The organism is Arthrobacter woluwensis (assembly GCF_030816155.1).
GTDB classification, from domain to species: domain Bacteria; phylum Actinomycetota; class Actinomycetes; order Actinomycetales; family Micrococcaceae; genus Arthrobacter_E; species Arthrobacter_E woluwensis_A.
Genome location: NZ_JAUSXR010000001.1, coordinates 876,548 through 901,867, shown reverse-complemented (window position 1 = coordinate 901,867; position 25,320 = coordinate 876,548). Strand labels below are relative to the sequence as shown.

The window sequence follows — 25,320 nt, the reverse complement described above, 5'->3', positions numbered from 1 at the left end:
CCTTTGCTGTTGTCCCGCCCTCCTGATGAGGCGGCGGGTGATGTCGCCGGTCCGTTCAGACCGGCTTTCCTGTTGATGCGCGTTCCCAGACTTCCCAGGGGAAGTCGTGCAGCTCCCCCACGGGGCGCTGATCCGTGGCGAGCTGCACCATGAGTTCGGCCACGCGGCCCAGCAGATTCCGGGGCCCCACGCTGGTGAGGGCCGGGCTGAGCCGTTCGCCGGCCAGGGTGTTGCCCACCCCGGCGATGGCGATGTCCTTGCCGACCACGAGTCCCAGGCTCTGGGCCGCGTGGACGGCGCTGATGGCGATGTAGTCACTGGTGGCGTAGACGGCGCGGGGCCGGTCCTCCGGGGTCAGGAGCTTCAGGGCTCCGGCGTACGCCGACTCCGGGGAGCCGTCGATGTCCGCCATCCGGTTCTCCGGCGCGGTCCTGCCGCGGTCCGCGAGCGCCGAGTGGAACGCGGCGGGACGGCCGCGGTCCGTCCGCGAGGCGCCGGGGCCGAGGCACGCGACGTCGTCCCAGCCGTCCAGCAGGTGATCCACCAGTTCCCGACAGCCCCGCAGATCGTCCGAGCGGACCACGTCGAACCCGTCCGGTTCCACGGTGCTGTCGAAGACCACGAGTTTCAGCCCGCGGCTCGCCAGACCGGCCAGGGCGCTGCGCTGCGCCGGCTTCACGGCGTCGATGAACACCGCGTCCGCCTGGGTGCGTTCCAGCGCGACGTTCCAGTCATCGTCCGCCATGATGAGCGGGATGAGACCGTGGCTGCGGGCCTGGGTGCTGACCGCCTCGACGACTTCCAGCGACCAGGGGTCCTGGAGCATCGTCATGGAGAGCAGCACCGTCTGCGTCTTGCCGGTCCGCACCGCCCGGGCCGCCTGATTGGGACGGTATCCGAGTTCCTCGGCCGCATCCCGCACCCGTCGGGTGGTCTCCTCCTTCACACCCGGACCCTTGGAGCCGGAACCCCTGCCGGAGAGGACGTAGGAGACGGTCGCCGTGGAGACACCGGCCAGATCGGCCACCATGCGGATGGTGGGGCGGACCGCCGTCTGCGGAGCGTTCCCGGTTCCCGAGGAGGTGTCCGTTCCTGCCGCTGTGCGTTCGCTCATGATCTGACCTCTTCCCCCGGATGTCCCGGAACCGACTCGCCCAGCCCGTGCGGTGGACCTGCGGCAACTCTAGCCACAGGGCCCACCGCCCGGGTGTCACGCCATGCCTAGCGCCGGAAGACCGGCACGTCGGAGGGGAGCTGGGACTGGTACTCGTCCCGGATCTTGTCGCCGCCGTCGTTCTTCCAGCGCTTCACCGCGTCCTGCAGATCGCCCACCTTGGCGCGGCCGGTGATGATGTCCACCACCTTGTCCCGGAACTGCTTGGTGATCTTCGCGCCCACCTTGGAGTTGGTGTCCGAGTAGGTCCCGTTGGTCGGGTTGCGCCAGGCCAGCTCCAGGAGCTTCTTCTCCTGCTCATAGATGTACTTGGTGTCGTCATCGAAGCCGGGGTTGAAGACCACGTTCTCCGGGCTGGACATGATGTTCAGCGCCGAGGCGAGGCCCGGGATGTTCGTGCTGCCGGACGACGTGAAGACGGGGTTGCCCTCGCCGTCGACCGTGAAGTCCTGGCCCTCGGTGCCGAAGTTCTTCTGCATGTACTCGGCCGTGCCGAACGGCGCGGACAGGTAGTTGATGAGGGAGAGCAGCTCGCGGATCTTGCCCTCGTCGGCCTTCTTGAACGGCGTGAAGCCCACGGTGCCGTAGCCCATGTCGTACGTCGGCTTGACCTTGCCGTCCGCGCTGAACGGCACCAGGATGTCGAACGTCTGATCCTTGTTGAACGCGCGGTAGGCCTTGAGATCGTGTGGCCCCACCAGGACTTGCGCGGCGACGCTGCCGTTGGCGACGCGGTTGCGGATGTCCGGGACGTTGACGTCCGGGTAGAAGACCCCGGCTGCGAACATCTTCGCCACGAACTCGACGCCGGCCTGATATTCGTCCGTCTCATAGAGGTGGGTCAGGGTGCGGTCCTTGTTCACCGCCCAGCTGTTCGGGGCGCCGTACCACTCGGTGACCATGTGGAGCACGTTCACGTAGGCGGGCTCGAGGGCGTACTTCTTCTCGCCCGGACGGGTCAGCTCCTTGGCCTTCTCCAGGAACTCGTCCGCCGATGCGGCGTTCAGGCCGCCGACCTTGCTCCAGACGTCACGGCGGCCGGACATGATCTGGCCGAAGGGCGTGCTCGGGATGGGAGCGCCCCAGATCTTGCCGTTGACGACGGCGGTCTTCCAGGAGTCCGGCTTGAGGGCCGCGAGATTGGGGTACTCGAGGACGGCGTCGCCGGAGAGGTACTTGGTGAGGTCCTGGAACTTCGCCTCCAGCATGGGGCCGACGTTCGGGATGCCCTGGTTCGGCGGGACCCACATCATGTCCGGCAGATCGTCGCTGGCGAGCACCGTGGCGAACTTCGCCGGGTACCCGTCACCGATGTCCTCGGCGATCTGCAGTTCCAGCTCGCCGCCCAGCGCCTGGTTGAGCCGCTGCCAGAAGGCGTTGTCCTTCATGCCGGGGCTCATGGTCTCGAAGGTCTCTGTGAGGCCCGTGACCTTGCCCTTGAGCGGCTTGTCCTTCACGGACACCACAGACTTGGGCAGCTTGAAGAACGCCGCCTGCAAGCCCTTGGCGTCTCCGGCCAGGTCGGGGGTGACGCCGGTGAATTCCTTGTAGGTGGGGAGCTTGACCCCGGCGGAGGCGGCCGCGCCGCCGCTTCCGCTGGAGCTGCCGCCGCCACAGGCCGAGAGGCCCACGGTGGCGACGGCCAGGCCCGCCAGGCCCAGGAAGCCACGGCGGCTGACGCCGTGGGATGCGAGAGTGCTCATAGGAGTGCCTTTCATTGACAGGTGAGCTGGAGAGGGAGGTCGGTCAGCCCTTCACCGCGCCCGTGAGGACGCCCTTGGTGAAGTGCTTCTGGAGGAAGGGGTAGACCATGAGGATGGGCACGAGCGCCACGACCACCACGGCCATCTGGATCGACTGGCTCGGCGGGACGGAGGAGACCCCCAGCCCGTCCGCGGCCCCGGAGCCCTGGACCACGAAGTTGCGGAGCAGGAGCTGGATGGGCCACTTGGCGTGGTCGTTGATGTAGAGCAGGGCGTTGAAGAAGGAGTTCCAGAACGCCACCGCATAGAAGAGCCCGACGACGGCGATCACGGCCTTCGACAGCGGCAGCACGATGCGCCACAGGATCTGCCAGTCGCTCGCGCCGTCGATCCGCGCGCTTTCGATGAGTTCCGCGGGGATGTTCATGAAGAAGGAGCGCATCACCACGAAGTTGAAGGCGCCGAAGATGCCGGGCAGGATCAGCGACCACAGCGAGTCCAGCAGTCCGAGCTGCCGGATCATGAGGAAGCTCGGGATCAGGCCCGGAGCGAAGAGCAGGGTGAACAGCACGCCCAGGATCACCGGGCGGCCGAACAAGACGGAACGGCTCGTGGCGTAGGCCATGGTGATGGTCACGAAGAGCGCCAGCGCCGTGCCCACGATCGTGATGAACGCGCTGACTCCGAGTGAGCCGATCACCATGGGTCCGGCGAAGATCGTCTCGTAGGCCTTGATGGTGGGGCGTTCCGGCCAGAGGACGAACCCTCCGGCCTGGGCCAGTTGCTGGTCATCGGCCAGGGACGTGGACACGACCAGCAGGATGGGGATCAGGATCGAGGCGCTGAAGAGCACCAGGATGACGGCCTTGACAATCTGGTAGAGCGCCGAGGGGCGTTCCTTCCAGGCGGGGCGGCGGGTGTCGCGTTCCGCGGCGGCCCGTGAGCGGGCTGCCCGGCGCACCGCGAGGCTGCCGCGCGTCCCGGCGTCGTCCTGCGTCTCGGTGTTCTGCGAGGTGAGCGTGGTCATCAGCCGACCTTCCTGGCGAAGATCCCGTCCTCGCCGAACTTATGGGCCAGGGAGTTGGCGCCCCAGATGAGCAGGAGGCTGACCAGCCCCTTGGCGAGGCCCGCGGCGGCGCCGGAGCTCCAGCCGCCGCCCACCACGCCGGTGTAGTAGGTGAAGGTGTCCAGCACTTCGGCGGCGCCGGCGCCCACGGCGTCGCGCTGGAGGATGAACTGCTCGAAGCCGACCGAGAGGATGTCACCGATCCGCAGGATGAGCAGCAGGACGATCACGGGGCGGAGGCCCGGCAGCGTGATGTGCCACATCCGGCGCCAGCGTCCGGCGCCGTCCGCGGCGGCCGCCTCGTAGAGGGAGACGTCGATGCTCGCGAGTGCCGCCAGGAAGATGATCATGGCCCAGCCGGCGTCCTTCCAGATCATCTGGGCGACCACCAGCACGGGGAACGTGTCCGGATTGGTCATGAACGGGATGGGATCCATGCCGAACTGGCGCAGCGTGTTGTTCACGAAGCCCGCGCCACCCAGCATCTGCTGGAACAGCGCGATCACCAGAACCCAGGACAGGAAGTGCGGCAGGTACGCGATGCTCTGGAAGATGCGGCGGACCCTCATGCTCATGAGCGAGTCCACGATCAGCGCGAGCACCAGCGGCACCGGGAAGAGGAACACCAGTTGCCAGGCGGCGAGGTAGAGCGTGTTCCAGAGGGCGTGCAGGAAGTCCGGGTTGTGGAACAGATCCACGAAGTTCTGCCAGCCGACCCACTCGCTGTCCGGGATGCCGAGATACGGCTGGTAGTCCTGGAAGGCGATCACGTTGCCGAAGATCGGGATGTAGAAGAACAGCAGCAGGAAGACGATGCCGGGCACCATCATCAGCAGCATCTGCCGGTCCTGCCGGAGGCGGACGCGGAACGGCTTCTTCCCGCCGCGGTCCGGGGTCGACGACGGCGGCGGACCCTTCCGCTGGGCTGCGAGTGTCATGGGGCTCCTCGTGAGTCCAGGGCTGCCGGGGACGCAGCCTGCGCTCTCAAAACGTTGTTAATCGATTAAGTCCTTAATCGATTAACTGATCGTATGTGACGCAGGTCTCAGGCGCAAGAGATGACGAGAAGAAGCTGAAAACGCCGCCGCAGCGCCGTGTGTCACAGCCTTCCGGCGAGGTCCCGTCCGGCCTTCAGGCCCGTGAAGATGCAGCCGCCCAGGAAGGTCCCCTCGAGAGCGTTGTACCCATGAGCGCCCCCACCGCCGAATCCGGCGGCCTCCCCCACGGCGTACAGGCTGGGCACGGGATGCCCGTCCTCGCCGAGCACGCGGGAGGCGAGGTCCGTCTGCAGGCCGCCCAGGCTCTTCCGGGTCAGAAGGTGCAGTTTCACCGCCACCAGGCCGTCCCGCGGATGACCCGCCTCATCGAGGAAGAGGTGCGGCTTGGCCACCCGGACCAACCGGTCCCCCAGGTACCGTCGCGCATTGTGGACGCTCTGGGCCTGGGCGTCCTTGGAGAACGGGTTGCGGAACTCCGCGTCGCGCTGCCGGATGACGGCCAGGAGCACGTCCTCGCGGACGGGCGCCTCGGGGGCGATCCGGTTCATGCCCCGCGCGAGCGCCGCCAGCGAGTCCGCGGAGACGAAATCCGGCCCGTGGTCGAGGAACGCCTGCACCGGTCCGGGAATCCCGCCGCCCAGCCGGGTCCTGAGCAGCAGCTTGCGGTCCCGATGGGTGATGTCCGGGTTCTGCTCCGAGCCGGACAGCGCGAATTCCTTCGCCAGGATGCTCCGGCTGACGATGAACCAGGAGTGGTCGTGCTCCGCGAGTTCCGGGGTGTTCCGCAACAGGCGGAGCGTGCCGAGCGTGTCATGCCCGGGGAGGCCCGGCGCCGGGAGGCGGCGTCCGAGCGCGTCGAGCCAGAGCGGTGACGGCCCGGGCAGGATCCGGATGCCGTGAGCGGGCCACACCGGGTCCCAGTTCCGGATGCCCTCCGTGTAATGCCACATCCGATCCCGGTTCACGAGACGGGCCCCGGCGGCCTCGGCCGGTGCGTACATGCTGCCGTCCACATACGCGGGGACGCCTGTGATCATCTCGCGGGGCGGAGTGCCCAGCCGTGCGGGCCAGAACTGGCGCACCAGCCGGTGATTCCCGCCGATCCCCCCGCTCGCGAGCACGACCGCCTGCGCCCTCAGCTCGAAGGTCCCCACCGTCCCGTCCGGGCTGGCCGCCCCGCGCGGCCCGGCGTCGTCGGCCAGGAGATCCCCCTGCACCCCGACGACGGCGCCGCCCTCCACGAGCAGCCCGCGCACCTTGTGACGGTGCAGCAGTGTCGTGGTGCCGTCCTCGATGGCGGCGTGGGCTGCCGCCACGAACGGCGACACGACGCCGGTCCCCGTGCCCCAGGCGATGTGGAAGCGTGGCACGGAGTTCCCGTGGCCGCCCACACGGCCGTCGCCCCGCTCGGCCCAGCCCACGACGGGGGTCAGCTCGATGCCGGCCTCCCGGAGCCACGCTCTCTTCTCGCCCGTGGCGAATTCGACGTATGCGCGGCCCCAGCGCTGGGCCCAGGCATCCTGGTCGCCGGGACCGTCCGTCCGGTCCCAGGCGGCACTCCCCTGCCAGTCCGCCCAGGCGAGATCGAAGGAGTCCTTGACGCGGAGCCTGCGCTGCTCGGGGCTGTCCACCAGGAAGAGTCCGCCGAAGGACCACCAGGCCTGTCCCCCGAGGTCCTGCGGCCCTTGCTGATCCAGGATGATCACACGCTTCCCGGCCCGCGCGAGTTCACGCGCCGCAACCAGTCCGGACAATCCGTGGCCCACCACGATGACGTCAGCGTCCATGCTGGCAGTCTACGCCGGGCCCTCACCCCCGCGAAGGAACAGATGGCGCCCCGAAAACGTGCGGATGAGGGCACGACGTGTTCCCTCGCGGCGACGAGAGGGCGGAGTTCAGTCCAGGGCGGCCGGACGGAGGACGAGGACCGTGGCGTCGTCCGCCACCTCACCGTTCCGGGCCTGTTCGCGCCGCAGTTCGGTCAGGAGCTCCAGCGCCCCGACGGGCGTGCCGACACGGCGCAGGAACTCCTCCGCGGAGTCTACGAGTGCCAGGTCGACGGCGCGCCAGGCCCCGTCGCTGACGAGCGCGACGAGCGCCGGACGGGGCAGCCGCACGAGTTCGGCGTGCTGCGCGGCCTCGGGCTCGCGCCGCGCCACCCAGAGGTTGCCGTCCGTGTTGCGCAGTTCCCGGTCACGGCGCAGCAGGCGACGGCGCTCCTCCGGGTCCGGGTCCTGCGTGGCGAGCGCCGCGTCGACCCGGCGGTCCGCCTGCTCGGCGAGCACCACGGTCACGCCGCCCTCCGGAGCCTGGACCAGGACGCGGCAATCAGCCAGCGACGCGATCTGCACGCCGTCGTCGTCCAGATGAGCGAGCGAGACGGCCGCGCTCGGGAAGCGCAGCCGCTCCCCGCCGACGAGGGGCTGCGCGACGGCGTCGATCCTCCGGAGTGCCGCGGCGAGACGGTCCCGGGCGCTCAGCGAGCCGGACATCTCCCCCGTCCCGACCCGGGCGAGCGCCGTGGTCAGGGCATGCGTGAGCCATTGCGGATCGGTGGCGGCCGGCAGACCGAGAGGTTCCAGCAACGTGGTGGCGCCGTCGATGATCCAGGCGTCCGGCCCGGCGAAACCGCAGCCGTCCTCCTGGGGATGGGCGTCGCCCTCCGACTGGACGCGGGTCACGATCTCCCAGGAATGCCTCATGGGTCCATTAAAGGCCTGAGCGGCGCGGCACCCCAGGGGGCCGCGCCGCTCAGGCGCACATCAGCCGGCGCGTCTCAGCCGGTTCGCCTTCAGCCCTTGACGAGGTCCGGGTGCTGGGCGGCGACGACGTTCGGGTGCGCCCGCACGCGGTACCGCAGGGCGTTGTCGCCGTAGGTCTCGAGGATCGGGCTGTCGTTGGGGTCCACTGAGAGGCCGCGGGCCTTCTCCTGGAACTCGGGGCTGACGGCGAGCTGCGGCATCCGCGCGTCGAGGGCCGGGTTGTAGAAGAACGGCACCGAGATGCGGTCCGTCCCGCGCAGCGGCGAGATGACCCGGTGCAGCGTGGCCTTGAGGTAGCCATTGGTGGCGAGTTCGAGCATTTCGCCGATGTTGACCACGAAGCTCCCCGGCACCTGCGGCGCGTCGATCCACGCGCCGTCGTGCTCCACCTGGAGGCCACCCTTACCCGGCTCCACGAGCAGCAAGGTCAGCACGCCGCCGTCGCGGTGTGAGCCGACACCCTGCTTGGGATCCGGGTCCGACTCCCCGGGGTAGCGGACGATCTTGAGGACCGGGAAGGCCCGGGAGGCGAAGGCTTCGTCGAAGGTGTCCTCGGGCGCGCCGAGCGACAGTGCCAGGGCACGCAGGAGTTCGAGGGAGATCTCGCTCAGACGGTCCATCCACTCGGTGACGATGCCGCGCATCTCAGGAAGCGCCTCGGGCCACAGGTTCGGCCCTTCCAGCCGCCAGTAGTCGGCGACACCCTCGCCCGCGGGGACTGCTTCACGGTCGACGCCGACATCGATCTGCTCGCGCCAGTCGACCTCACCGGCGGTCAGCTCGCCGCCCATGCGGGTGTATCCGCGGAACTGCGGGCTGTGGATGTTCTCCAGCGCGAGCTTCTGCTCTTCCGGCAGCTCGAAGAAACGCCGGGAGATGTCGAGGATGGCGTCCGTCAGCTCCTGCGGGACGCCGTGGCCGGAGAGGTAGAGGAATCCCACCTCGTGCATCGCGTCGCGGAGGTCATCGCGGAAGCGGGCAGCCTCCTCCGGTCCAGCGCTCAGACGGGAGAAATCGAGGATGGGCAAAGTTTCGAGGGCCACCACATAATCCTTTTCGCGTTACATTGCAAGCCGAAGCCTGTATTGGCTCCAATATTACGCTCGCTCCCGGAGCCCGCCCATCGGCACGTCACGGAAAGTCATGAAGTTGGCCCCGCCCCATCCCGGGCGACTTTGGGCATTCTTGTTAAACGATTGACAAGCGAGTGACGCGCGTGACGATAATTCCTCGACGGGCCGAGAACGGTCCGTCCCATCGAGAGCACACAGGGAGAAGACATGCGGTTACCCCTCCACCAACGTCTCAGTGCAGTGATCGCGATCGGCCTCACCGCCGTCGCCGCCGGCCCCGGAATCCCCGCCCACGCCCAGACCTTCGGCGGCAACGAGCTGCTGTCCTGGTCGGTCAGCTCGGCGCCGGTCGCGGGACTGAGCTCCGTCACGTTCCCCATCACCGTGGCCCCGGCGACAGCCCGCCGAGCGGGCGCCTATTTCGCCATGCAGTACGGCTTCACCGGCCAGAGCGACGTCGGCTACACCGGCCTGCAGCCCCGGCCGGACTCCCAGGGCTCGGGCCGTCTGCGCGGCGTCTTCTCCTCGTTCATCTCCGGGACCACCTCCACCGATCCCAACTGCACGCCCGGCGCCGACGGCGGGCCGGGCGTCAGCTGCGGACTGGAATTCAACGCCGTCTACGGCCACACCTACAACATGGTGGTCCGCCAGACCGGCACGGACACCTGGAGCGGCACGGCTGTGGACACCACCACGGGACAGAGCACCCACATCGGCAGCTACAAGCTGCCCGCCGGGTCCGGTAACCTCAAGCCGTCCCAGTCCGGATTCGTCGAGTATTACGACGTGCCGAGCTGCACCCAGCAGCAGAAATATGACGTCACCTTCGGGGCGCCGTCCTCCGGATCCCTGAGCGGCAAAGTCTCGTGGGTCAAGGAGTACGGCGACTGCCTCGGCCAGGGCAACACCACCGTGACCACGGTCGGCACCGGCGTGCGGATCACCCGCGGCACGGTCGGCTGAGCGGTCCGTTCCCGCGACGGCGCCCTGGGCACGCCAAAGGAACGCCAAAGCCGGGAACGCAAACGGCCGGTGACCGGAGAGCAGCTCTCCGGCCACCGGCCGTCGTTCGTTCGGGTCGGGACTAGCCCTCCACGCCCAGCTTCTCGAGGATCAGCTCGCGGACGCGGCCGGCGTCGGCCTGTCCACGGGTGGCCTTCATGACGCCGCCGACGATCGCGCCGATCGCCTGCACCTTGCCGCCACGGATCTTCTCCGCGACATCCGGCTGAGCGGCCAGTGCGGCGTCGATGGCTTCCAGCAGGGGGCCGTCATCGGAGACCACGACCAGACCACGGGCGGCCACGACTTCCTCCGGGGTGCCTTCGCCGGCCAGGACGCCGTCCAGGACCTGGGAGGCCATCTTGTTGTTGATCTTGCCGGCTTCGACCAGACCGTTGACCTGCACGATCACCTCGGGGGTGATGCCCAGTTCGCCCGGGTCCACCTCGGCGACCTTGGCGCGGCCCACCACTTCACCCATCCACCACTTGCGGGCGGCGGCGGGCTTGAGGCCGGCTGCGACGGTCTCCTCGATCAGGTCCATGACACCGGCGTTCACCACGTCGCGGAATTCCAGATCCGAGTAACCCCAGGCGGCCTTGAGGCGCTTGCGGTGCTCGGCGGGCGGCTCCGGCAGGGTCGCGCGCAGCTCCTCCACCCACTCACGGGACGCGACGACGGGAACGAGGTCGGGCTCCGGGAAGTAGCGGTAGTCGTCCGCGTCGCTCTTGGGGCGGCCCGACGTCGTCGTGCGCGTGTCCTCGTGCCAGTGGCGCGTCTCCTGCACGACCTTCTCGCCCGACTCCAGGACGGCGCCGTGGCGCTGGATCTCGAAGCGGACGGCGTGCTCGACGGCGCGCAGCGAGTTCACGTTCTTGGTCTCGGAGCGCGTGCCGAACTTCTCCTGGCCGATCGGCTTGAGGGAGACGTTGGCGTCGCAGCGGACGTTGCCGCGCTCCATGCGGGCATCGGACACGCCGAGGTTCTTCACGATCTCGCGGACGGCCGCCACATAGGCCTTGGCCAGTTCCGGAGCGCGCTTGCCCGCGCCCTCGATCGGCTTGGTGACGATCTCCACGAGCGGCACACCGGCACGGTTGTAGTCCACGAGCGAGTAGTCGGCGCCCTGGATGCGGCCCGCCGCGCCACCCATGTGGGTCAGCTTGCCGGCGTCCTCCTCCATGTGGGCGCGCTCGATCTCCACGCGGAACACCTCGCCGTCCTCCAGCTCGATGTCGAGGTACCCGTCGAAGGCGATGGGCTCGTCGTACTGCGAGGTCTGGAAGTTCTTGGGGGTGTCCGGGTAGAAGTAGTTCTTCCGGGCGAAGCGGCACGTCTCGGCGATCTGGCAGTTCAGGGCCAGGCCGATCTTGATGGAGGACTCCACGGCGGCCTTGTTGACCACGGGCAGGACGCCGGGCAGGCCCAGGTCCACCTCGTTGACGTTCGTGTTGGGATCGTCCCCGAACTCGTTGGGCGCGGAGGAGAACATCTTGGTCTTGGTGTTCAGCTCGACGTGCACCTCGAAGCCGAGCACGGGCTCGTACTTCTCGAAGACGGAGTCGTAGTCCAGGATCTCGTCGGCGGACATTACTTGGCACCTCCCAGTACCGGGGCCTGCGCCAGCAGCGGGCCGCCCCACTTCTCTTCCAGCAGCTTCTCCAGGGCGCCGGCGGCGCGGTACAGGCGGACGTCCTGACGGGCCGGGGCGAGGAACTGGATGCCCACGGGCAGGCCGTCCTCATCCGCGAGACCACCGGGGATGGAGATGCCTGGGACACCGGCCATGTTCGCCGGGATGGTCGCGACGTCGTTGAGGTACATCGCCAGCGGGTCGTCGACCTTCTCGCCGAGCTTGAACGCCGTGGTGGGCGCCGTCGGGGAGATCAGCACATCGGCCTGGGCGAACGCGGCGTCGAAGTCACGCTGAATGAGCGTGCGGACCTTCTGGGCCGAGCCGTAGTAGGCGTCGTAGTACCCGGCAGACAGGGCGTAGGTGCCGAGGATGATGCGGCGCTTGACCTCGTCACCGAAGCCGGCGGCGCGGGTGGCGCCCATGACGCGCTCGATGGTCAGCGGGCCCTCTTCGGGGAGGACGCGCAGGCCGAAGCGCACGCCGTCGAACTTCGCCAGGTTGCTGGAGACCTCGGACGGCATGATCAGGTAGTAGGCGCCCAGCGCGTACTCGAAGTTGGGGCAGGAGACCTCGACGATCTCGGCGCCCGCGGCCTTGAGCAGCTCCAGGGACTCGTTGAAGCGGTTCTCGACGCCGGCCTGGTAGCCCTCGCCGTGGAGTTCCTTGATGATGCCGATCCGCATGCCCTTGACGTCGCCACTCGCAGCGGCGGCGGCCAGGCCGGTCCAGGACTCCTGCAGGGAGGTGGAGTCGTACGGGTCGTGCCCGCTGATGACCTCGTGCAGCAGCGCGGAGTCGAGCACGGTGCGGGACACCGGGCCGATCTGGTCCAGGGAGGAGGCCATGGCGATCGCGCCGTAGCGGGACACGCCACCGTAGGTGGGCTTCACGCCGACCGAACCGGTCACCGAGGCGGGCTGGCGGATGGAGCCACCGGTGTCCGTGCCGAGGGCCAGCGGCGCCTCGAACGCGGAGACGGCGGCGGCGGAACCGCCGCCGGAACCGCCGGGGATGCGGTCCAGGTCCCACGGGTTGCGGGTGGAGCCGTACGCCGAGTGCTCCGTGGAGGAACCCATGGCGAACTCGTCCAGGTTGGTCTTGCCGAGGATCGGCATCTTCGCGGCGCGCAGCTTCTTGATGACGGTGGCGTCATACGGGCTGTGCCAGCCCTCGAGGATCTTGGACCCGGCGGTGGTGGGCTGGCCCACGGTCACGATCAGGTCCTTGACGGCGATCGGCACACCGGCGAGCGCGTGGAGGTCCTCGCCGTTGGCGCGGGCGGAGTCCACCTCGGCTGCGACGGAGAGCGCTTCCTCCGTGTTGACGTGCAGGAACGCGTTCACCTCGCCGTCGACTGCGGCGATGCGGTCCAGGTGCGCCTGGGTGACCTCGACGGCGGACAGTTCCTTGGCGGCGAGCTTCTCGGCGAGCTGCGCGGCGGTGGAGTGAATGATCTCCTGGGTCATGGCTTACTCCTCATCCAGGATTGCGGGGACCTTGAAACGGTTCTCGTCGGCGTCGGGCGCACCGGAGAGGGCCTGCTCCGCGGTCAGCACATGCCCCACCACGTCCTCGCGGAACACATTGCTCAGCGGGATGGGGTGCGAGGTGGCGGGCACATCGGCGCCGGCGACCTCACTGACGGACTTGACGGAGTCGACGATGACGGCCAGTTCGCCGGCCATACGATCGAGCTCCTCATTGCTCATCTCAATGTGAGCGAGACGCGCCAGATGCGCGACGTCGTCACGATTGATCGCAGCCATGGATCTCCCCTGCAATTGGTGAAAAGGTTTCTGGTCCAGTTTAGTCACTCCGCCGCGGCCCGTCCGACCGCGGCGGACCCGTGATGCGGGCGGGGCGTCGGCCCCACGGTTCCGGTGCCCTGTTTTCTTTTCGGTGCGCCCATTGGCGCACCGAAAAGAAAACAGGGCACCGAAGTCGGGAGGAGGGGTCGAAGGAGCCCGGGACTGCTGTGGCGCACCTAGGATGTGGACCATGCTGCCTGTGCCGGATGACATCACGCTCCGCGTTCCGACCTCGGTCGACGCCGGCCGCGTCCACGAGCTCTACAGCGACCCGGCCGTCTGGCGGCATGCGCCCCACGGTCGGCACGATTCGCCGGAGACCACGCGACGACTGGTCGAACGATGGGTGTCCGATTGGGAGAACGACGGGCTCGGCTCGTGGCTGGTGGAGGACGCCGGGACCGGCGCACTGCTCGGCAATGCGGGCTGTTCTCTGCGGAACGGCGCCCACTGGAACCTGGGATACCGCTTCGCGCCCGTCGCCCAGGGCCGGGGTCTCGCGACCCGCGTGGCACGCCTCGCCCTGGCGGCGGCGTGGGAGAAGAACGCCTCACTCCCCCGGGTCGCGTCGATCCTGGAACACAACGCCGCCTCGGCCGCAGTGGCCGGCCGGGCACGCCTCACCCTCCGATTCCGTGGTCCGGACGTGGGGAATCGCGACCCGTCCGCAGTCCGTCTCCTGTACGCCGACCGGCCGCTGGACCCGGACACGGTCGCCCTCATCCTGGGGCACTGACCTGGCTGACTGAGGGGGCCGGCTCGCGGGCTGGCTGGCGTCGTCGCGTCTGACCGCGCCCGAGTTCGCGTTCTGCGCCCCCATTGGGGCGCAGAACGTCGAAGAGGGCGCAGAACCCGGGAGAAGCGCGCGGCCGTCAGGCCTTCTGCGCGCGGCGGGACGTGCGCAGCACCACCAGCACGACGGCGGCCAGCGTGAGGGCCGTCGCCGCCCACTGGCCGGGCGACGGCCACGGTCCGAGCCCGGCGAGCGCCGCAGCCACCCCGACCACGGGCGGGACCGCAAGCCCGAGCAGTGCCGAATACGTGGCGCCGGCCGCGACGAGGATGCGGTGCTGCAGGAGGTACGCCGGCACGTACACCACGACACCGAGGATCACGAGGGAGAGCAGCGCGCCCGGGGTGATCGTCCCTCCGCCCAGGAGGTCGGCCCCGGCCCACACGAGCAGCGGAAGGCACCCGAGCCCGAAGATCGGGAGGATCCGGGGCGCCATCGGGCCGGAGTACCCGGCGTTGGCGCGGGAGAAGTGGACGCCGTACCAGGCCATGGACAGCATTCCCGCGACGCCGGCGGCGATGCCGAGCCCGAGCGATTCCCCTTGCTGCCCGGGCGGCTTCTGCAGGACGTACAGTGCCGCGCCCGCCACCGCGAGCAGCGCGACGCCGAGGAACCACACGCCCGGAGACCGGCGGTTCAGCACCGCCTCGATCACCATGACCGTCAGCGGCGTGCCGACCATGATGAGCGCCGGGACCGCGGCCCCCGCGAAGTGGATAGCCGCGGTGGAGAAGATCGTGTAGGCACTCACCCCGGTGAGCGCCAGGATGACGGTGGTGCGACGTCCCATCCTCGGGACGGCCGCACCGCCGGCCGAGGCCCTGCCTCGGGTCACGAGCGCGCTCAGCAAGGCCAGGCCGCCGACCGTGAAGACGGTCCGCCCGGCCGACGCCATGGCCACGGAGGTCCCGGTCAGCGTGAACGCCACGAGGATCCAGGTCGAGGCCAGGAGGAACACCAGCAGGACGGAGTCCAGGGCCAGACGCCACGGTTTCATCGGACTCTTCGGTTCCTGACCAGCCACGCACCCTCCCCGCTCCCCTGAAGTCTCACCATCTTCCTCGACGGCACCCGCCGGCCCGCCCAGTCAATCACGGGAGGCGGCTCCATCACGGGACACCGCTGCCGTCGTGGAGGATGCGCCGTCGCAGCGGGAGGGAAGCGAGGCTACCGGTAGTCCGCCGCCCGCTCCCGGGCGACCTCGAGCAGCGTCGCCTGGAAGGCGACCTCGGCCGGAGCGTAGACCTTGTCCTGACGCTGTGCCAGGAACACGCGGCGGGACGGGGCGCCCGGCCCCAGGCTGATCACCTTGACGTCCGGATGCTGGAGCGCGACGGCGGTCTTCGGCACCATCGCCACGCCCATCCCGACGCTGACCATCGCCTGAGCCTCCTGGTAATCGTTCGCCAGGAACCCGATGGTGGGCTCGAACCCGGCGTCGTGGGCCGACCGCTGGAGGACCTCCACCACCGGATGCGACTCTGCGCGGACGATCCAAGACTCCTTCCGCAGCTCCTCCATGGAGATGACGTCCCGGTCGGCGAGCGGGTGGCTGCGGGAGACGAGGAGCACGGTGCTTTCGTCGAAGACCTCGGTGGTCCGGATCGAGTCGTCCTCGAAGCGGTTCCACGGGTAATCCCACAGGAGACACAGCCCCATGGACCCCGAGTGCAGCCCCTTCAGCAGTTCGTCGAAGCGGGCGCTCCGCACGGAGAGGCTGATGGCCGGATAGCGCTTCTTGAAGATCCGGAGGACCACCGGCAGGAACGACCCGGCGAGCGTGGGAAAGGTGCCGATGGTCAGCGATCCCCGTTTCAGGCCAGCGAGCTCGGCCAGATCCGCCTGCGCCGCCTGCATCTGCGCCATGATCTTCCGCGCGTGGCCCGCCAGAAACTGGCCCGCCTCCGTCGGCACCACTCCGCGGGATTTCCGGTTCAGGAGAGGCTGGCCGACCTCCTGTTCCAGTTTGCGCAACTGCTGCGACACGGCGGAGGGCGTGTACATCATGGCCTCGGCCGCGGCGGTCACCGATCCCTGCTCGACCACCTCCACCAGGAGAGCCAGCCGTCGGACATCGAACAATTCCTGGACCTCATCGTTCAGCATCGCTTCATCCTCCTCGAAGATCGGTTCATTCTATACAGTGGGCACGCCAGAGAAGCGCCGAAGCACGCCCTTTACTGCCGATTCCGGCCATCGGAAGAGGGGCAGAGCGTTTGTTTCGTGAGTAAATGAAGCATCACTACATAACCCTCCAACTATCCAACATTGTCTTCACATGTGATCTGCGTCAATCTCGAATCACCCGGGATTTCACTGACCACCACTGAAGGCAAGGACCATCTCATGAAGATCGAAGCAGAGTGGATGCGCGGAGGCACCAGCAAATGCTGGGTCTTCGAGAGCGCACAGCTCGGCGCGGCTCAGGCCGGACCGGACGTGCTGCTTCCACGCCTGTTCGGCAGCCCGGACAGCCGCCAGATCGACGGCGTCGGCGGCGCCACGTCGACCACCAGCAAGGCCGTCATCCTGGATCGCCCCGGCGACGGCGACGTGGACGTCGAGTTCACCTTCGCCCAGGTCGGCATCGAGGAGGCCACGGTCGACTGGGGCAGCAACTGCGGCAACTGCTCCGCCGTCGTCGGGCTGTACGCCATCGAAAAAGGCTGGGTGGTGCCCACCGGGGACGTCACCCGGATCGTCACCCGCAACACCAACACCGGGCAGATCATCGTCCAGGACGTGTCCACCCCGTCCGGCGCTCTGCCGATCGTCCCGCAGGCCGAGATGCCCGGTGTCCCGTTCCCGGGCTACCGCGTGGGCCTCGGTTTCCGCGACCCGGCCGGGAAGACGACCGGCGCGCTGCTCCCGACGGGCTCCCCCACCGACACGCTGACGGTGGCGGGCACCTCCTGGACCGTGTCGATGGTCGACGCCGGCGCACCGCTCGTGATCCTCCGCGCCGAGGATCTCGGCCTGGACCCGGAGCGCCACGACGGCTGGAGCGCCGCGGTCGTCCCGCGACTGGACGTCCTGGACGCCGTCCGACGCGAGGCCGCGGTGCGCATGGGCATGGCCCGCACCCCGGAGGAGGCGGCACGCGCCGTGCCCAAGCTCGCCGTCGTCGCGGCACCGGCATCCTCGGATCCGGACAGCGACCTCAGCGTCCTGATGCTCTCGATGGGCAAGCCCCACCCGGCGCTGGCCATCACCGGCAGCATCGCCCTGACCCTCGCGGCCCGGACGCCTGGCACCGTGGCCGCCGCGGCGGTCCGCGCGGCCCCCGCCGCCACCCTCCGGCTGCGCACGCCGGCCGGGGTCATCGAAACCTGGTCCGAGGAACGGAGCGGTTCGCTGCTCGTCGGCGTCGACCGCACCGCCCGCACCATCGCCAGCACCGTCATCCACCTTCCGGAGGTCCTCGGCAGCGCCGTCGACACCTCCTTCGCCGGCGCCACTCAATGAGGAGAAAGCCATGAGCAACACCGCAGAAAAGACCAGACCCACCTCCACCGGGGACACGCCGTCCACCCGTCCCGACCGGCGTCGCCGTATCCTTCTGGTGACGGTGGCCGCGATCGCGGCGGTGGGGCTGCTCGCCCTCCTGTTCGGAGGTGTCCTCTCCGGCCCCGCGGCGGCCACGGGATCGGAGAAGACCATGACCGCGACGCAGGTCATCCCGCTCGTCATCCTGGTGGTGATGTTCGTCGTCGCCACCAAGTGGCCCCTCAACATCGGCGTGATGGGGCTGGTGGCGTCGTTCGGCGTCGGCTACTTCATGCTCGGCATGAGCGATAAGGAGATCCTCGCCGAATTCCCCGCCAACATCGTCCTGACGATCATCGGCGTCACGTACTTCTTCAGCATGGCCCAACGGAACGGGACCATCGACATCATCGTCCAGGCCTGTGTCCGGATGGTCCGCGGCAAGACCATGCTCATGCCGTGGGTCTTCTTCCTCATGGCCGCCGCGCTGACGTCGCTCGGCACCTTCTCCCCCGCCGCCGTCGCCCTGCTGGCGCCCGCGGCCCTGGGTCTCGCCTACGAGTCACGCATCCACCCCGTGGTCATGGGCGCGTTCGTCATCAACGGCGCCCATGCCGGAGGCTTCTCGCCCCTGTCCGTGGCGGGCGTGCTGGTCCACGACATCGCCCTGAAGAACGGCTTCCCCGTCTCCCAGGAGGCGCTGTTCCTGGCCAGCTTCGTCGTCAACATCATCCTCTCCGCTCTCACGCTCGTGGCCTTCACGCTGATGGGCAAACTGCGGGACCATCATGCCAACGGCTACACGGGCCCGGAGACCGGCGAGCGCACCCGACCGCACGGCCAGCAGATCCTGACGCTGGTCCTGATCTTCGCCATCCTGGTGTGCACGCTGGGCTTCCATCTGCCGATCGGGTTCGTCGCGCTGTCGGCCGGCCTGCTGCTGGCCTTCGTGAACATCAAGGAGCACACCACCTTCATCGGAGGCATCTCCTGGTCCACGGTCCTCCTCGTGGCCGGCATGATCACGTACGTCTCGCTGTTGCAGCACCTCGGCGTCATCGACACCCTGGCGGAACTGGCCCTGGCGGTGGGAGCCCCGCTCCTGGTGGCCTTCGTGCTCTGCTACGTGATCGGCGTCGGCTCGGCGTTCGCGTCTTCGACGGCGCTGCTGACCGCGTTCATCCCGCTGGCCGGGCCACTCCTGGCCACGAGCTCCCTGAGCGCCTCCGGCACGGTGGCCGCGCTCGCCATCGCCGCCACCGTCGTGGATGTGTCGCCCTTCTCGACCGACGGCGCCCTCGTGGTGGCCAACGCCCGCGAGGAGGACCGGCAGCGGGTCTACCGCCAGCTCATGATATACGCGGGGGCGATCGTCCTCGCCGGGCCCGCCCTCGCCTGGGCGCTCCTGGTCCCCACCGGCATCATGTGATCCACCAGGCCTTCCACACCGCAGGACGGCGAGCGCACCATGGCACTCGCCGTCCTGTGGTGTTACCGGAGGGCGTCAGAGAACCTTGCCCTGGGCCGCAAGGAGCATCCGGGCGCGGTATTCCGGGGAGTCCGCCGGTTCGCTGGTGCCGAAGATCGCCCGGATCCAATGGCCGTCCGTGTTGTTCGGGAAGAGGATGAAGTCACGGCCGAAGCGCTCGGCGTCCTCGGCGGCGAGGGTGCGGCGCTCCTGGACCGACTTCACATAGTAACGACGGCGGAAGTCGTTCAGGTTGTCGCCCAGGAACGCGATGACCTGGTACTTGTCCGCGATGGCCTGCTGGGCCGGCTCTTTGTTGGAGGACTCGCGCTGGAAGATGGCGTGCTCGTCATCGGCGAAGGCCAGGCCCGCGTGCCGCAGGTTCGCGACGCCGATCTGCTGGGTGTCCGGGCCCTGATCGCGCTGGGAGACGTAGAAGATCTCGACGCCACGGCTTTCCGCGTACCGGGAGAATTCGACGGCGCCGGGCGTCGCGGTGGGTCCGTTCTCCCGGACCCAGGCGTCCCACAGTTCGTCGTCGAACGCCTGCTTGCCGGCGGCGATCAGCATCTCCCAATAGGGGTTGGAGGACAGGACGGTGTCGTCGACGTCGGAGATGAACGCCAGCGGCTTGGCGCCCCGGCGCCGCTGCCCGACGCCCCGGAGGACGTTGTCGAGGCGGTCACGGGCGATGTTGAACGCCTGCCGGTACAGCATGTCCCGCTCGGCGGCGGTGACCCGCCACGCCACCGCCGCGGACAGGATGTTCTGCACCTCCGGCGACGCCTCGGCCTGGGCGGGTCCGGCGGTGAACAGTGCCAGGCCTCCTGCCACTCCGCTGGCGCCCAGCCCCTTCAGCATGGTCCGGCGTTCAATTCCCATGGGTCCTCCTTGATCACAGTGACGCATGTCACGTCGGCTAGTAAACCAATGTTTATCGTGAGGCACCAGAATCTGCCGGAATATGTCTCACATCAGGCCTGGACCGACGATTGCGGGGTCACTTCAGGCCGGATGATGACGGTTCATCCGGCCTGAAGTGACCCCGCAATCGTGGCGGAGACAGCTGCAGGCTAGTGGCCGATGCCGATGGCCCCGGTCAGGACACCGACGACCAGCATCACGAGGGACACCACCGCGGCGCGCCACAGGACCTTCTTGTGGTGGTCGCCCAGCTCCACCTTGGCCAGGGAGACCAGCAGGAGGATGGCCGGGACCAGCGGGGACTGCATGTGGAACGGCTGACCGGTGATGGAGGCGCGCGCCATGTCCGCGGCGCTCAGGCCGTAGTGACCGGCGGTCTCGCTCAGGATCGGCAGCACGCCGAAGTAGAAGGCGTCGTTGCTCATGAAGAACGTCATCGGGATGCTCAGCAGGCCGGTGATGATCGCCATGAACGGGCCCATGCTGGACGGGATGATCGCGACGAGCCACTCGGACATGGCCTTGACCATGCCCGTGCCGTTCAGCACACCGGTCAGGACGGCGGCCGCCATGACCATGCTGACCACGGCCACGATCGACTGACCGTGGGCCACGAGGGCCTTCGCCTGGTCCTTGACGTGCGGGAAGTTCACCAGGAGGGCGATGCCCGCGCCGACCATGAAGATGTACGGCAGCGGCAGCACGTCCATGACGAGCAGGACCATGATGGCCAGCGTCAGGGCGAAGTTGAACCAGATCAGCTTGGGACGCAGCGTCTCGCGGGTCGGATCCAGAGCGGTCTCCGCCAGGGTGCCGGAACCGTCGGACGAGCCACCGGCGGAGCCGCCACCCGGGGTGATCTTCTGCAGGAGGGCCGTGCGGGTGCCGATGCGGCCGCCGCTCGCCTTGGACAGGGCCGAGCCGTTCTTGACGTCGGCGACGTCGAGGGCGGTGCCGCCGTCGTATGACGCTGCGGCGCCCCAGCGCTCCGGCTCGGCGACCATGAGGCGCTTGCGCTCCATGAGGCCCAGGCTCCAGGAGAACACCAGCACGACGACGAGGCCGGCCAGCAGGCCCGGGACCATCGGGACGAAGACGTCGGAGACGTTGATCTTCAGGGCGGACGCGGCGCGGGCGGTCGGACCTCCCCACGGCAGGATGTTCATGGTGCCGTTGGCGAGGCCGGCGACACAGGTCAGGACCACCGGGCTCATCTTCAGGCGCAGGTAGACCGGCAGCATCGCGGCGGTAGTGAGGATGAAGGTGGTGGAACCGTCACCGTCCAGGGAGACCGCCATCGCCAGGACCGCGGTGCCCAGGACGACCTTGGCCGGGTCATTGCCCAGCTTGCGGAGGATGAACCGGACCAGCGGGTCGAACAGACCCACATCGATCATGGTGCCGAAGTAGATGATGGCGAACATGAGCAGTGCGGCCGTGGAGGTCATGGACTTCATGGACGTCATGACCATGTCCCCGATGCCCAGACCGGCCCCCGCGAAGAGGCCGAAGATGGTGGGCACCAGGATGAGCGCCAGCACTGGCGTCATCTTCTTGGTCATGATCAGAACCATGAAGACTGCGATCATGGCGAAGCCGAGCAGGACTAGCATCGCTGCGCTCCTTAGGTGAAAGTGTCGGGTGCGTCACACCGATGTGACGCTCGCCATAGACGCTAAGGTGGCGCGCGTCACGCTCCGGTCTTAAGCGCGCTTGATGCCGCTTGTGCTTGTTGAGCGCGTTCTGCTCATTTAGCTCAGGACGCTTTTGGGGTAGGCTCGCCGCCGAAGGGAGTGCGATGCGAACACTGAAGTTCTCCACGCAGACGCTGCTGCTGCAGATCGCGGTGGTGCTGCTGACCGTGCTCCTCTTCGCCCTGGCCTTCGGCACCATCATGGTGGAGCGGATCACGCAGGAGGCCGAGCAGCGCGCCCTCACCCTGGCCCGCACCATCGCCTCCCAGCCTCAGGTGCGGCAGGAGGTGGCGCGGATCAGCGCGGCCACCGGAACTCCCCCGTCCACCGTCCTGGACCGCGGCCCCCTGGAGTCCATCGCCGAATCGGCGCGGCAGAGGACGTCCGCCCTGTTCGTCGTCATCACGGACGAGACCGGCGTCCGGCTGGCCCATCCCGACCCGCAGCGCCTCGCCGAGAAGGTCAGCACCGACCCGTCCGAGGCCCTCGCAGGCAAAGAGGTCGTCACCCGCAACACCGGGACGCTCGGACCGTCGGCAGGAGCCAAGGTGCCCGTCTACGCTCCGGACACGACGGCGGGCGGGGCCGCCGCCGTCGTCGGCGTGGTGAGCGTCGGCTTCGCCCGGGAACCGCTGGGCAGCGCGCTGCTCGGAGCTTCCGGACCGGTGATCGTGACCGCGTGCGGCGCCCTCGCCGCGGGAGTGGGCGCCTCGATGCTGCTGCGCAAGCGGCTGCGGCGGCTCACCCTCGGCATGGAGCCGGAGGAGCTGACCACCCTGGTCCAGGACCAGGTCGCGGTGCTGGAGACCACGCATGAAGGCGTGATCGGCGTGTCCACGAGCGGCCGGGTGACCGTGGTCAATGCGACGGCGCAGGAGCTGCTCGGACTTCCCGATCTGCAGGGCACCCCCTGGGCCGACGCCCCCGTGCCCGAACCGCTGCGGGATCTGACGCGGCAGGAAGCCGCCGAAGACGATGTCCTGGAACTCGTGGTCGGCGCGCGGGTCCTGCTCGCCACCGCCCGGAAGGCGGTGCACGACGGCGAGGACCTGGGCTGGGTGGTCTTCCTCCGGGACCGCACGGAGCTGGCCCAGCTCACGCGCCAGTTGGAGTCGGTCAGCACCATGAGCTCCGCCCTCCGCGCGCAACGCCATGAGTTCGCCAACCAGTTGCACACCATCTCCGGCCTCCTCGACCTCGGCGACACCGCACGGGCCGCCGAGTACGCCCACCGTCTCGTGGAGACCGGTCCCCTGGAATTCCCGGTCGAAGGCCTGGAACGCCTGCCCGAGCCGTACCTGCAGGCGTTCATCGGGGCGAAGGGCATCCGGGCCCGCGAGCGCGGTGTGACGCTGCGGGTCGGCGAGGACACCTTCATCCGGGGTTCGGTCAAAGCACCGCACGATGTCACCACGGTGCTCGGAAACCTCATCGACAACGCCATCAACGCGGCGGTGTCCGGGACCCGTGTCAGCGAGGACGGCGAGGACGGCGCCGACGGCGAGCGCTGGGTGCGTGTGGACCTCCTCGACGAGCCTGGCCCGGAACCTCTCGACGGTTCTCCCCGGCTGGGGACGCTGCACGCCGTGGTCGCCGATTCCGGGGACGGGGTGGCCGAACCCGACCGGCTCTTCGAGAAGGGCTACACCGCCTCCCGCGTCCCGGGGCACGGACTGGGCCTGAAACTGGCGCTGGAACTCGCGCAGCGCCGGGGCGGCGAGGTGAAGCTCCTCGCCGCCGGAGGGCCGGGGTCCGGCGAGGACGGCACCGGCTCCGGCGCAGTCTTCGCCGTCCGCCTGCCGACCGCCATGATGTTCACCACCACGTCCGGGGAGGACGCATGAGTCACGATTTCACCGTGCTGATCGTCGATGACGACTTCCACGTCGCCACGCTGCACTCCAACTACGTCCAGGCCGTGCCCGGGTTCTCGGTGGTGGGCCACGCCGGCAATGCGCAGCAGGCCCTGCAGGCGTTCCACTCGCTGAGACCGGACCTCGTGCTGCTGGACGTCTATCTGCCGGACGGCTCGGGGCTCGACGTGCTGCGCCAGCTGGACTGCGACGTCATGATGCTCAGCGCCGCGGCCGACGCCTTTTCTCTGCGGATGGCTTTCCGACGCGGGGCCCTGGCGTATCTGCTCAAACCGTTCGGCGGGGAGGAACTCGCGCAGCGTCTCCGGTCCTACGCGCGCTACCGGCGGCTGCTGGAGAAGACGACTGGCCTGGATCAGGAGGCCGTGGAGCGGGCCCGACGGGCGCTGCTCAGCTCGGACGGGCCGGCGGTGTCCTCACCGGCAAGGACCCGCAGCGCCACCGAACAGTCCATCCTCGAGGCACTCGGCGGCGTCGTGGGAGGACCTGCCGGGGAGGCGCTCTCGGCGCTGGAGGTCGCGGAGCGGGTCGGGGTGTCCCGCGCCACGGCGCAGCGGTACCTGTCCTCGCTGGCCGACGACGGCGCCGTCGAGATCCAGCTGCGCTACGGCACCACGGGGCGGCCGGAGCACCGCTACGCGCGGCGGGCGTGAGCGTCGCTCAGGCGACGTCCAGGCGGTAGACGAGCAGGCGGGCTTCCTTGTTGGGGGTCCACCAGTCACGCTCGGGGACGCGTTCGAAGCCCATCGAGCGGTACAGGCCGTGCGCGCTCTCCCAGCTCTCGCCCGTGGTGAGGGAGACCGCGGAGATGCCGGGCCGGCGTCGCGCCTCGGCGAGGATGGCCTCGACCATGGCCCGGCCGGCGCCGCTGCGCTGCACGCCAGGGTCCACGACCAGGAGACGGAATTCGAGCTCACCCGCGCGGGCGATGTCCGACCACGCTTCGCCCTCGACCGCCAGCGTGACCGAGCCGATCACGGCGCCGTCGCGTTCCGCCACCCAGATCTCGGCCACCTCGGCACGCTCCGCGACCTTGCGGATGTGCTGGAGGTAGGGGAACTCGGGATCCGTGAAGTACCCCGCTGCGAGGTAGGCGTCCACCGTGATCCGGGCGATCTCCGGGTAGTCGGCGGGCAGGGCGGGGCGGATCAGAATCTCGGATGGCACCCATCAATGGTAGTCGTTTCATGAAGTGCTCGCTTGACAACCGTGGCTAGGATGGGCCAATGGTGCCCAGTTTCACACTCCGTCCGCCCCTGCCGTCCGACGTCGAAAGCCTCGCCGTCCTTCATGTGCGCTGCTGGCGCGAGGCCTACGGGCACCTGCTGCCCGAAGAGTTCTTCACGGAGGAACGTCTCGAGAGCCGACGCCGGCTCTGGGCGATGCTGACCGCGTCGCCGACCGAAGCGCAGCAGTCGGCGCAGCCCTCCCAGTCGGCCCAGACCAAGCCGAGCCAGACCATCAGGGTGGCCGAGGCGGCCGGCGAGGTGGTCGGGTTCGCGGGCGGGGGCGCACCCCTCGACCCCGAGGAGGCTTCCCTCGGCCAGAACCTCTCGATGCTGTACCTGCGGCAGGATTTCCACGGCAGCGGCGCAGGTCAGGCCCTGTTCGACGCCGTGCTCCCGGCCGGCCCGGCCTTCCTGTGGGTGGCGAAGGACAACCCTCGCGCCCAGGCGTTCTACCGCCGGAACGGCTTCGTCCTGGATGGCACGGAAGACGTGCTGGAGGACTTCGGCGGGATCACGGAAGCGCGCATGGTCCGTCGCTGAAAACCCACGGTTCTACGGTTCACCCACGGAAATTTCCGGGGGTGAACCAAAGAACCGTGGGCCGGACGGCCGTGGGCCGGACGGCGG

At 68.8% G+C, this 25,320-nt stretch carries 22 protein-coding genes; 7 read left to right on the top strand and 15 right to left on the bottom strand.

What is annotated here, in order from left to right:
- Positions 1 to 55: 55 nt before the first annotated feature.
- From QFZ52_RS03965 to QFZ52_RS03935, 7 genes are all read right to left on the bottom strand, one after another.
- Positions 56 to 1,114: a LacI family DNA-binding transcriptional regulator gene (locus QFZ52_RS03965; protein ID WP_307496340.1), complete on the bottom strand. Its 1,059-nt coding sequence runs from the start codon at positions 1,112 to 1,114 to the stop codon at positions 56 to 58.
- Between the two features lie 107 nt (positions 1,115 to 1,221).
- Entirely contained in the window at positions 1,222 to 2,877 is a 1,656-nt protein-coding gene (locus QFZ52_RS03960) for a sugar ABC transporter substrate-binding protein (RefSeq protein WP_307496339.1), read from the bottom strand.
- A 43-nt stretch (positions 2,878 to 2,920) separates the two neighbouring features.
- Positions 2,921 to 3,904 (bottom strand): carbohydrate ABC transporter permease, encoded by a 984-nt coding sequence (locus QFZ52_RS03955; protein ID WP_307496337.1) that lies wholly within the window; start codon positions 3,902 to 3,904, stop codon positions 2,921 to 2,923.
- Entirely contained in the window at positions 3,904 to 4,881 is a 978-nt protein-coding gene (locus QFZ52_RS03950; protein WP_373425619.1) for an ABC transporter permease, read from the bottom strand. The genes QFZ52_RS03955 and QFZ52_RS03950 overlap by 1 nt, the downstream gene beginning before the upstream one ends.
- Positions 4,882 to 5,042: 161 nt before the next feature.
- Positions 5,043 to 6,728: an FAD-binding dehydrogenase gene (locus QFZ52_RS03945; RefSeq protein WP_307496336.1), complete on the bottom strand. Its 1,686-nt coding sequence runs from the start codon at positions 6,726 to 6,728 to the stop codon at positions 5,043 to 5,045.
- Between the two features lie 108 nt (positions 6,729 to 6,836).
- Positions 6,837 to 7,643: a hypothetical protein gene (locus QFZ52_RS03940; RefSeq protein ID WP_307496334.1), complete on the bottom strand. Its 807-nt coding sequence runs from the start codon at positions 7,641 to 7,643 to the stop codon at positions 6,837 to 6,839.
- Positions 7,644 to 7,732: 89 nt separating this feature from the next.
- Positions 7,733 to 8,746: an isopenicillin N synthase family dioxygenase gene (locus QFZ52_RS03935; protein WP_307496333.1), complete on the bottom strand. Its 1,014-nt coding sequence runs from the start codon at positions 8,744 to 8,746 to the stop codon at positions 7,733 to 7,735.
- 237 nt (positions 8,747 to 8,983) lie between these two features.
- On the opposite strand from QFZ52_RS03935, the gene QFZ52_RS03930 reads away from it, so the two are divergent.
- Positions 8,984 to 9,742: a DUF3472 domain-containing protein gene (locus QFZ52_RS03930; RefSeq protein ID WP_307496332.1), complete on the top strand. Its 759-nt coding sequence runs from the start codon at positions 8,984 to 8,986 to the stop codon at positions 9,740 to 9,742.
- Between the two features lie 121 nt (positions 9,743 to 9,863).
- On the opposite strand, the gene gatB is transcribed toward QFZ52_RS03930, so the two are convergent.
- The 3 genes from gatB to gatC are packed head-to-tail and all read right to left on the bottom strand — an operon-like array spanning position 9,864 to position 13,183.
- Complete coding sequence (gatB, locus tag QFZ52_RS03925) at positions 9,864 to 11,372, bottom strand: Asp-tRNA(Asn)/Glu-tRNA(Gln) amidotransferase subunit GatB (protein ID WP_307496331.1); 1,509 nt, start codon at positions 11,370 to 11,372, stop codon at positions 9,864 to 9,866.
- Positions 11,372 to 12,883 carry an Asp-tRNA(Asn)/Glu-tRNA(Gln) amidotransferase subunit GatA gene (gatA, locus tag QFZ52_RS03920; RefSeq protein ID WP_107002105.1) on the bottom strand — a complete coding sequence of 504 codons (1,512 nt, stop codon included), beginning with the start codon at positions 12,881 to 12,883 and terminating at the stop codon, positions 11,372 to 11,374. The genes gatB and gatA overlap by 1 nt, the downstream gene beginning before the upstream one ends.
- 3 nt (positions 12,884 to 12,886) lie before the next feature.
- Positions 12,887 to 13,183, bottom strand: a complete 297-nt coding sequence (gatC, locus tag QFZ52_RS03915) for an Asp-tRNA(Asn)/Glu-tRNA(Gln) amidotransferase subunit GatC (RefSeq protein ID WP_107002106.1) — start codon at positions 13,181 to 13,183, stop codon at positions 12,887 to 12,889.
- Positions 13,184 to 13,415: 232 nt separating this feature from the next.
- Here gatC and QFZ52_RS03910 point away from each other — a divergent pair, with 232 nt between their 5' ends.
- Complete coding sequence (locus QFZ52_RS03910; protein WP_307496330.1) at positions 13,416 to 13,961, top strand: GNAT family N-acetyltransferase; 546 nt, start codon at positions 13,416 to 13,418, stop codon at positions 13,959 to 13,961.
- A 136-nt stretch (positions 13,962 to 14,097) separates the two neighbouring features.
- Here the strand turns inward: QFZ52_RS03910 and QFZ52_RS03905 are convergent, their stop codons facing one another.
- Positions 14,098 to 15,015, bottom strand: a complete 918-nt coding sequence (locus QFZ52_RS03905; protein WP_307496329.1) for a DMT family transporter — start codon at positions 15,013 to 15,015, stop codon at positions 14,098 to 14,100.
- A gap of 170 nt (positions 15,016 to 15,185) precedes the next feature.
- The gene (locus QFZ52_RS03900; protein WP_307496328.1) at positions 15,186 to 16,124 is read right to left on the bottom strand and encodes a LysR family transcriptional regulator; all 939 of its coding nucleotides are present in this window, start codon (positions 16,122 to 16,124) and stop codon (positions 15,186 to 15,188) included.
- 240 nt (positions 16,125 to 16,364) lie between these two features.
- Between QFZ52_RS03900 and QFZ52_RS03895 the strand changes: the two genes are divergently transcribed.
- Together QFZ52_RS03895 and QFZ52_RS03890 are read left to right on the top strand one after the other, a co-directional pair.
- Entirely contained in the window at positions 16,365 to 17,483 is a 1,119-nt protein-coding gene (locus tag QFZ52_RS03895; RefSeq protein ID WP_307496327.1) for a PrpF domain-containing protein, read from the top strand.
- Positions 17,484 to 17,493: 10 nt separating this feature from the next.
- Positions 17,494 to 18,933: an SLC13 family permease gene (locus QFZ52_RS03890; RefSeq protein WP_307496326.1), complete on the top strand. Its 1,440-nt coding sequence runs from the start codon at positions 17,494 to 17,496 to the stop codon at positions 18,931 to 18,933.
- A 75-nt stretch (positions 18,934 to 19,008) separates the two neighbouring features.
- On the opposite strand, the gene QFZ52_RS03885 is transcribed toward QFZ52_RS03890, so the two are convergent.
- Both QFZ52_RS03885 and QFZ52_RS03880 read right to left on the bottom strand, forming a co-directional pair.
- A complete protein-coding gene (locus tag QFZ52_RS03885) occupies positions 19,009 to 19,854 on the bottom strand; it encodes a 5'-nucleotidase, lipoprotein e(P4) family (RefSeq protein WP_307496325.1) in 846 nt (281 codons plus the stop codon).
- Between the two features lie 191 nt (positions 19,855 to 20,045).
- On the bottom strand, positions 20,046 to 21,509 hold the full coding sequence (locus QFZ52_RS03880) for a CitMHS family transporter (RefSeq protein WP_307496324.1): 1,464 nt from the start codon (positions 21,507 to 21,509) through the stop codon (positions 20,046 to 20,048).
- Between the two features lie 185 nt (positions 21,510 to 21,694).
- On the opposite strand from QFZ52_RS03880, the gene QFZ52_RS03875 reads away from it, so the two are divergent.
- Together QFZ52_RS03875 and QFZ52_RS03870 are read left to right on the top strand one after the other, a co-directional pair.
- On the top strand, positions 21,695 to 23,434 hold the full coding sequence (locus tag QFZ52_RS03875) for a sensor histidine kinase (RefSeq protein ID WP_307496322.1): 1,740 nt from the start codon (positions 21,695 to 21,697) through the stop codon (positions 23,432 to 23,434).
- Complete coding sequence (locus QFZ52_RS03870) at positions 23,431 to 24,117, top strand: response regulator (RefSeq protein ID WP_307496321.1); 687 nt, start codon at positions 23,431 to 23,433, stop codon at positions 24,115 to 24,117. Before QFZ52_RS03875 ends, QFZ52_RS03870 begins: the two co-directional genes overlap by 4 nt.
- A 7-nt stretch (positions 24,118 to 24,124) precedes the next feature.
- On the opposite strand, the gene QFZ52_RS03865 is transcribed toward QFZ52_RS03870, so the two are convergent.
- Positions 24,125 to 24,631 (bottom strand): GNAT family N-acetyltransferase, encoded by a 507-nt coding sequence (locus QFZ52_RS03865; protein WP_307496319.1) that lies wholly within the window; start codon positions 24,629 to 24,631, stop codon positions 24,125 to 24,127.
- A gap of 59 nt (positions 24,632 to 24,690) precedes the next feature.
- On the opposite strand from QFZ52_RS03865, the gene QFZ52_RS03860 reads away from it, so the two are divergent.
- Positions 24,691 to 25,233 carry a GNAT family N-acetyltransferase gene (locus QFZ52_RS03860; RefSeq protein WP_307496318.1) on the top strand — a complete coding sequence of 181 codons (543 nt, stop codon included), beginning with the start codon at positions 24,691 to 24,693 and terminating at the stop codon, positions 25,231 to 25,233.
- Positions 25,234 to 25,320 lie beyond the last annotated feature (87 nt).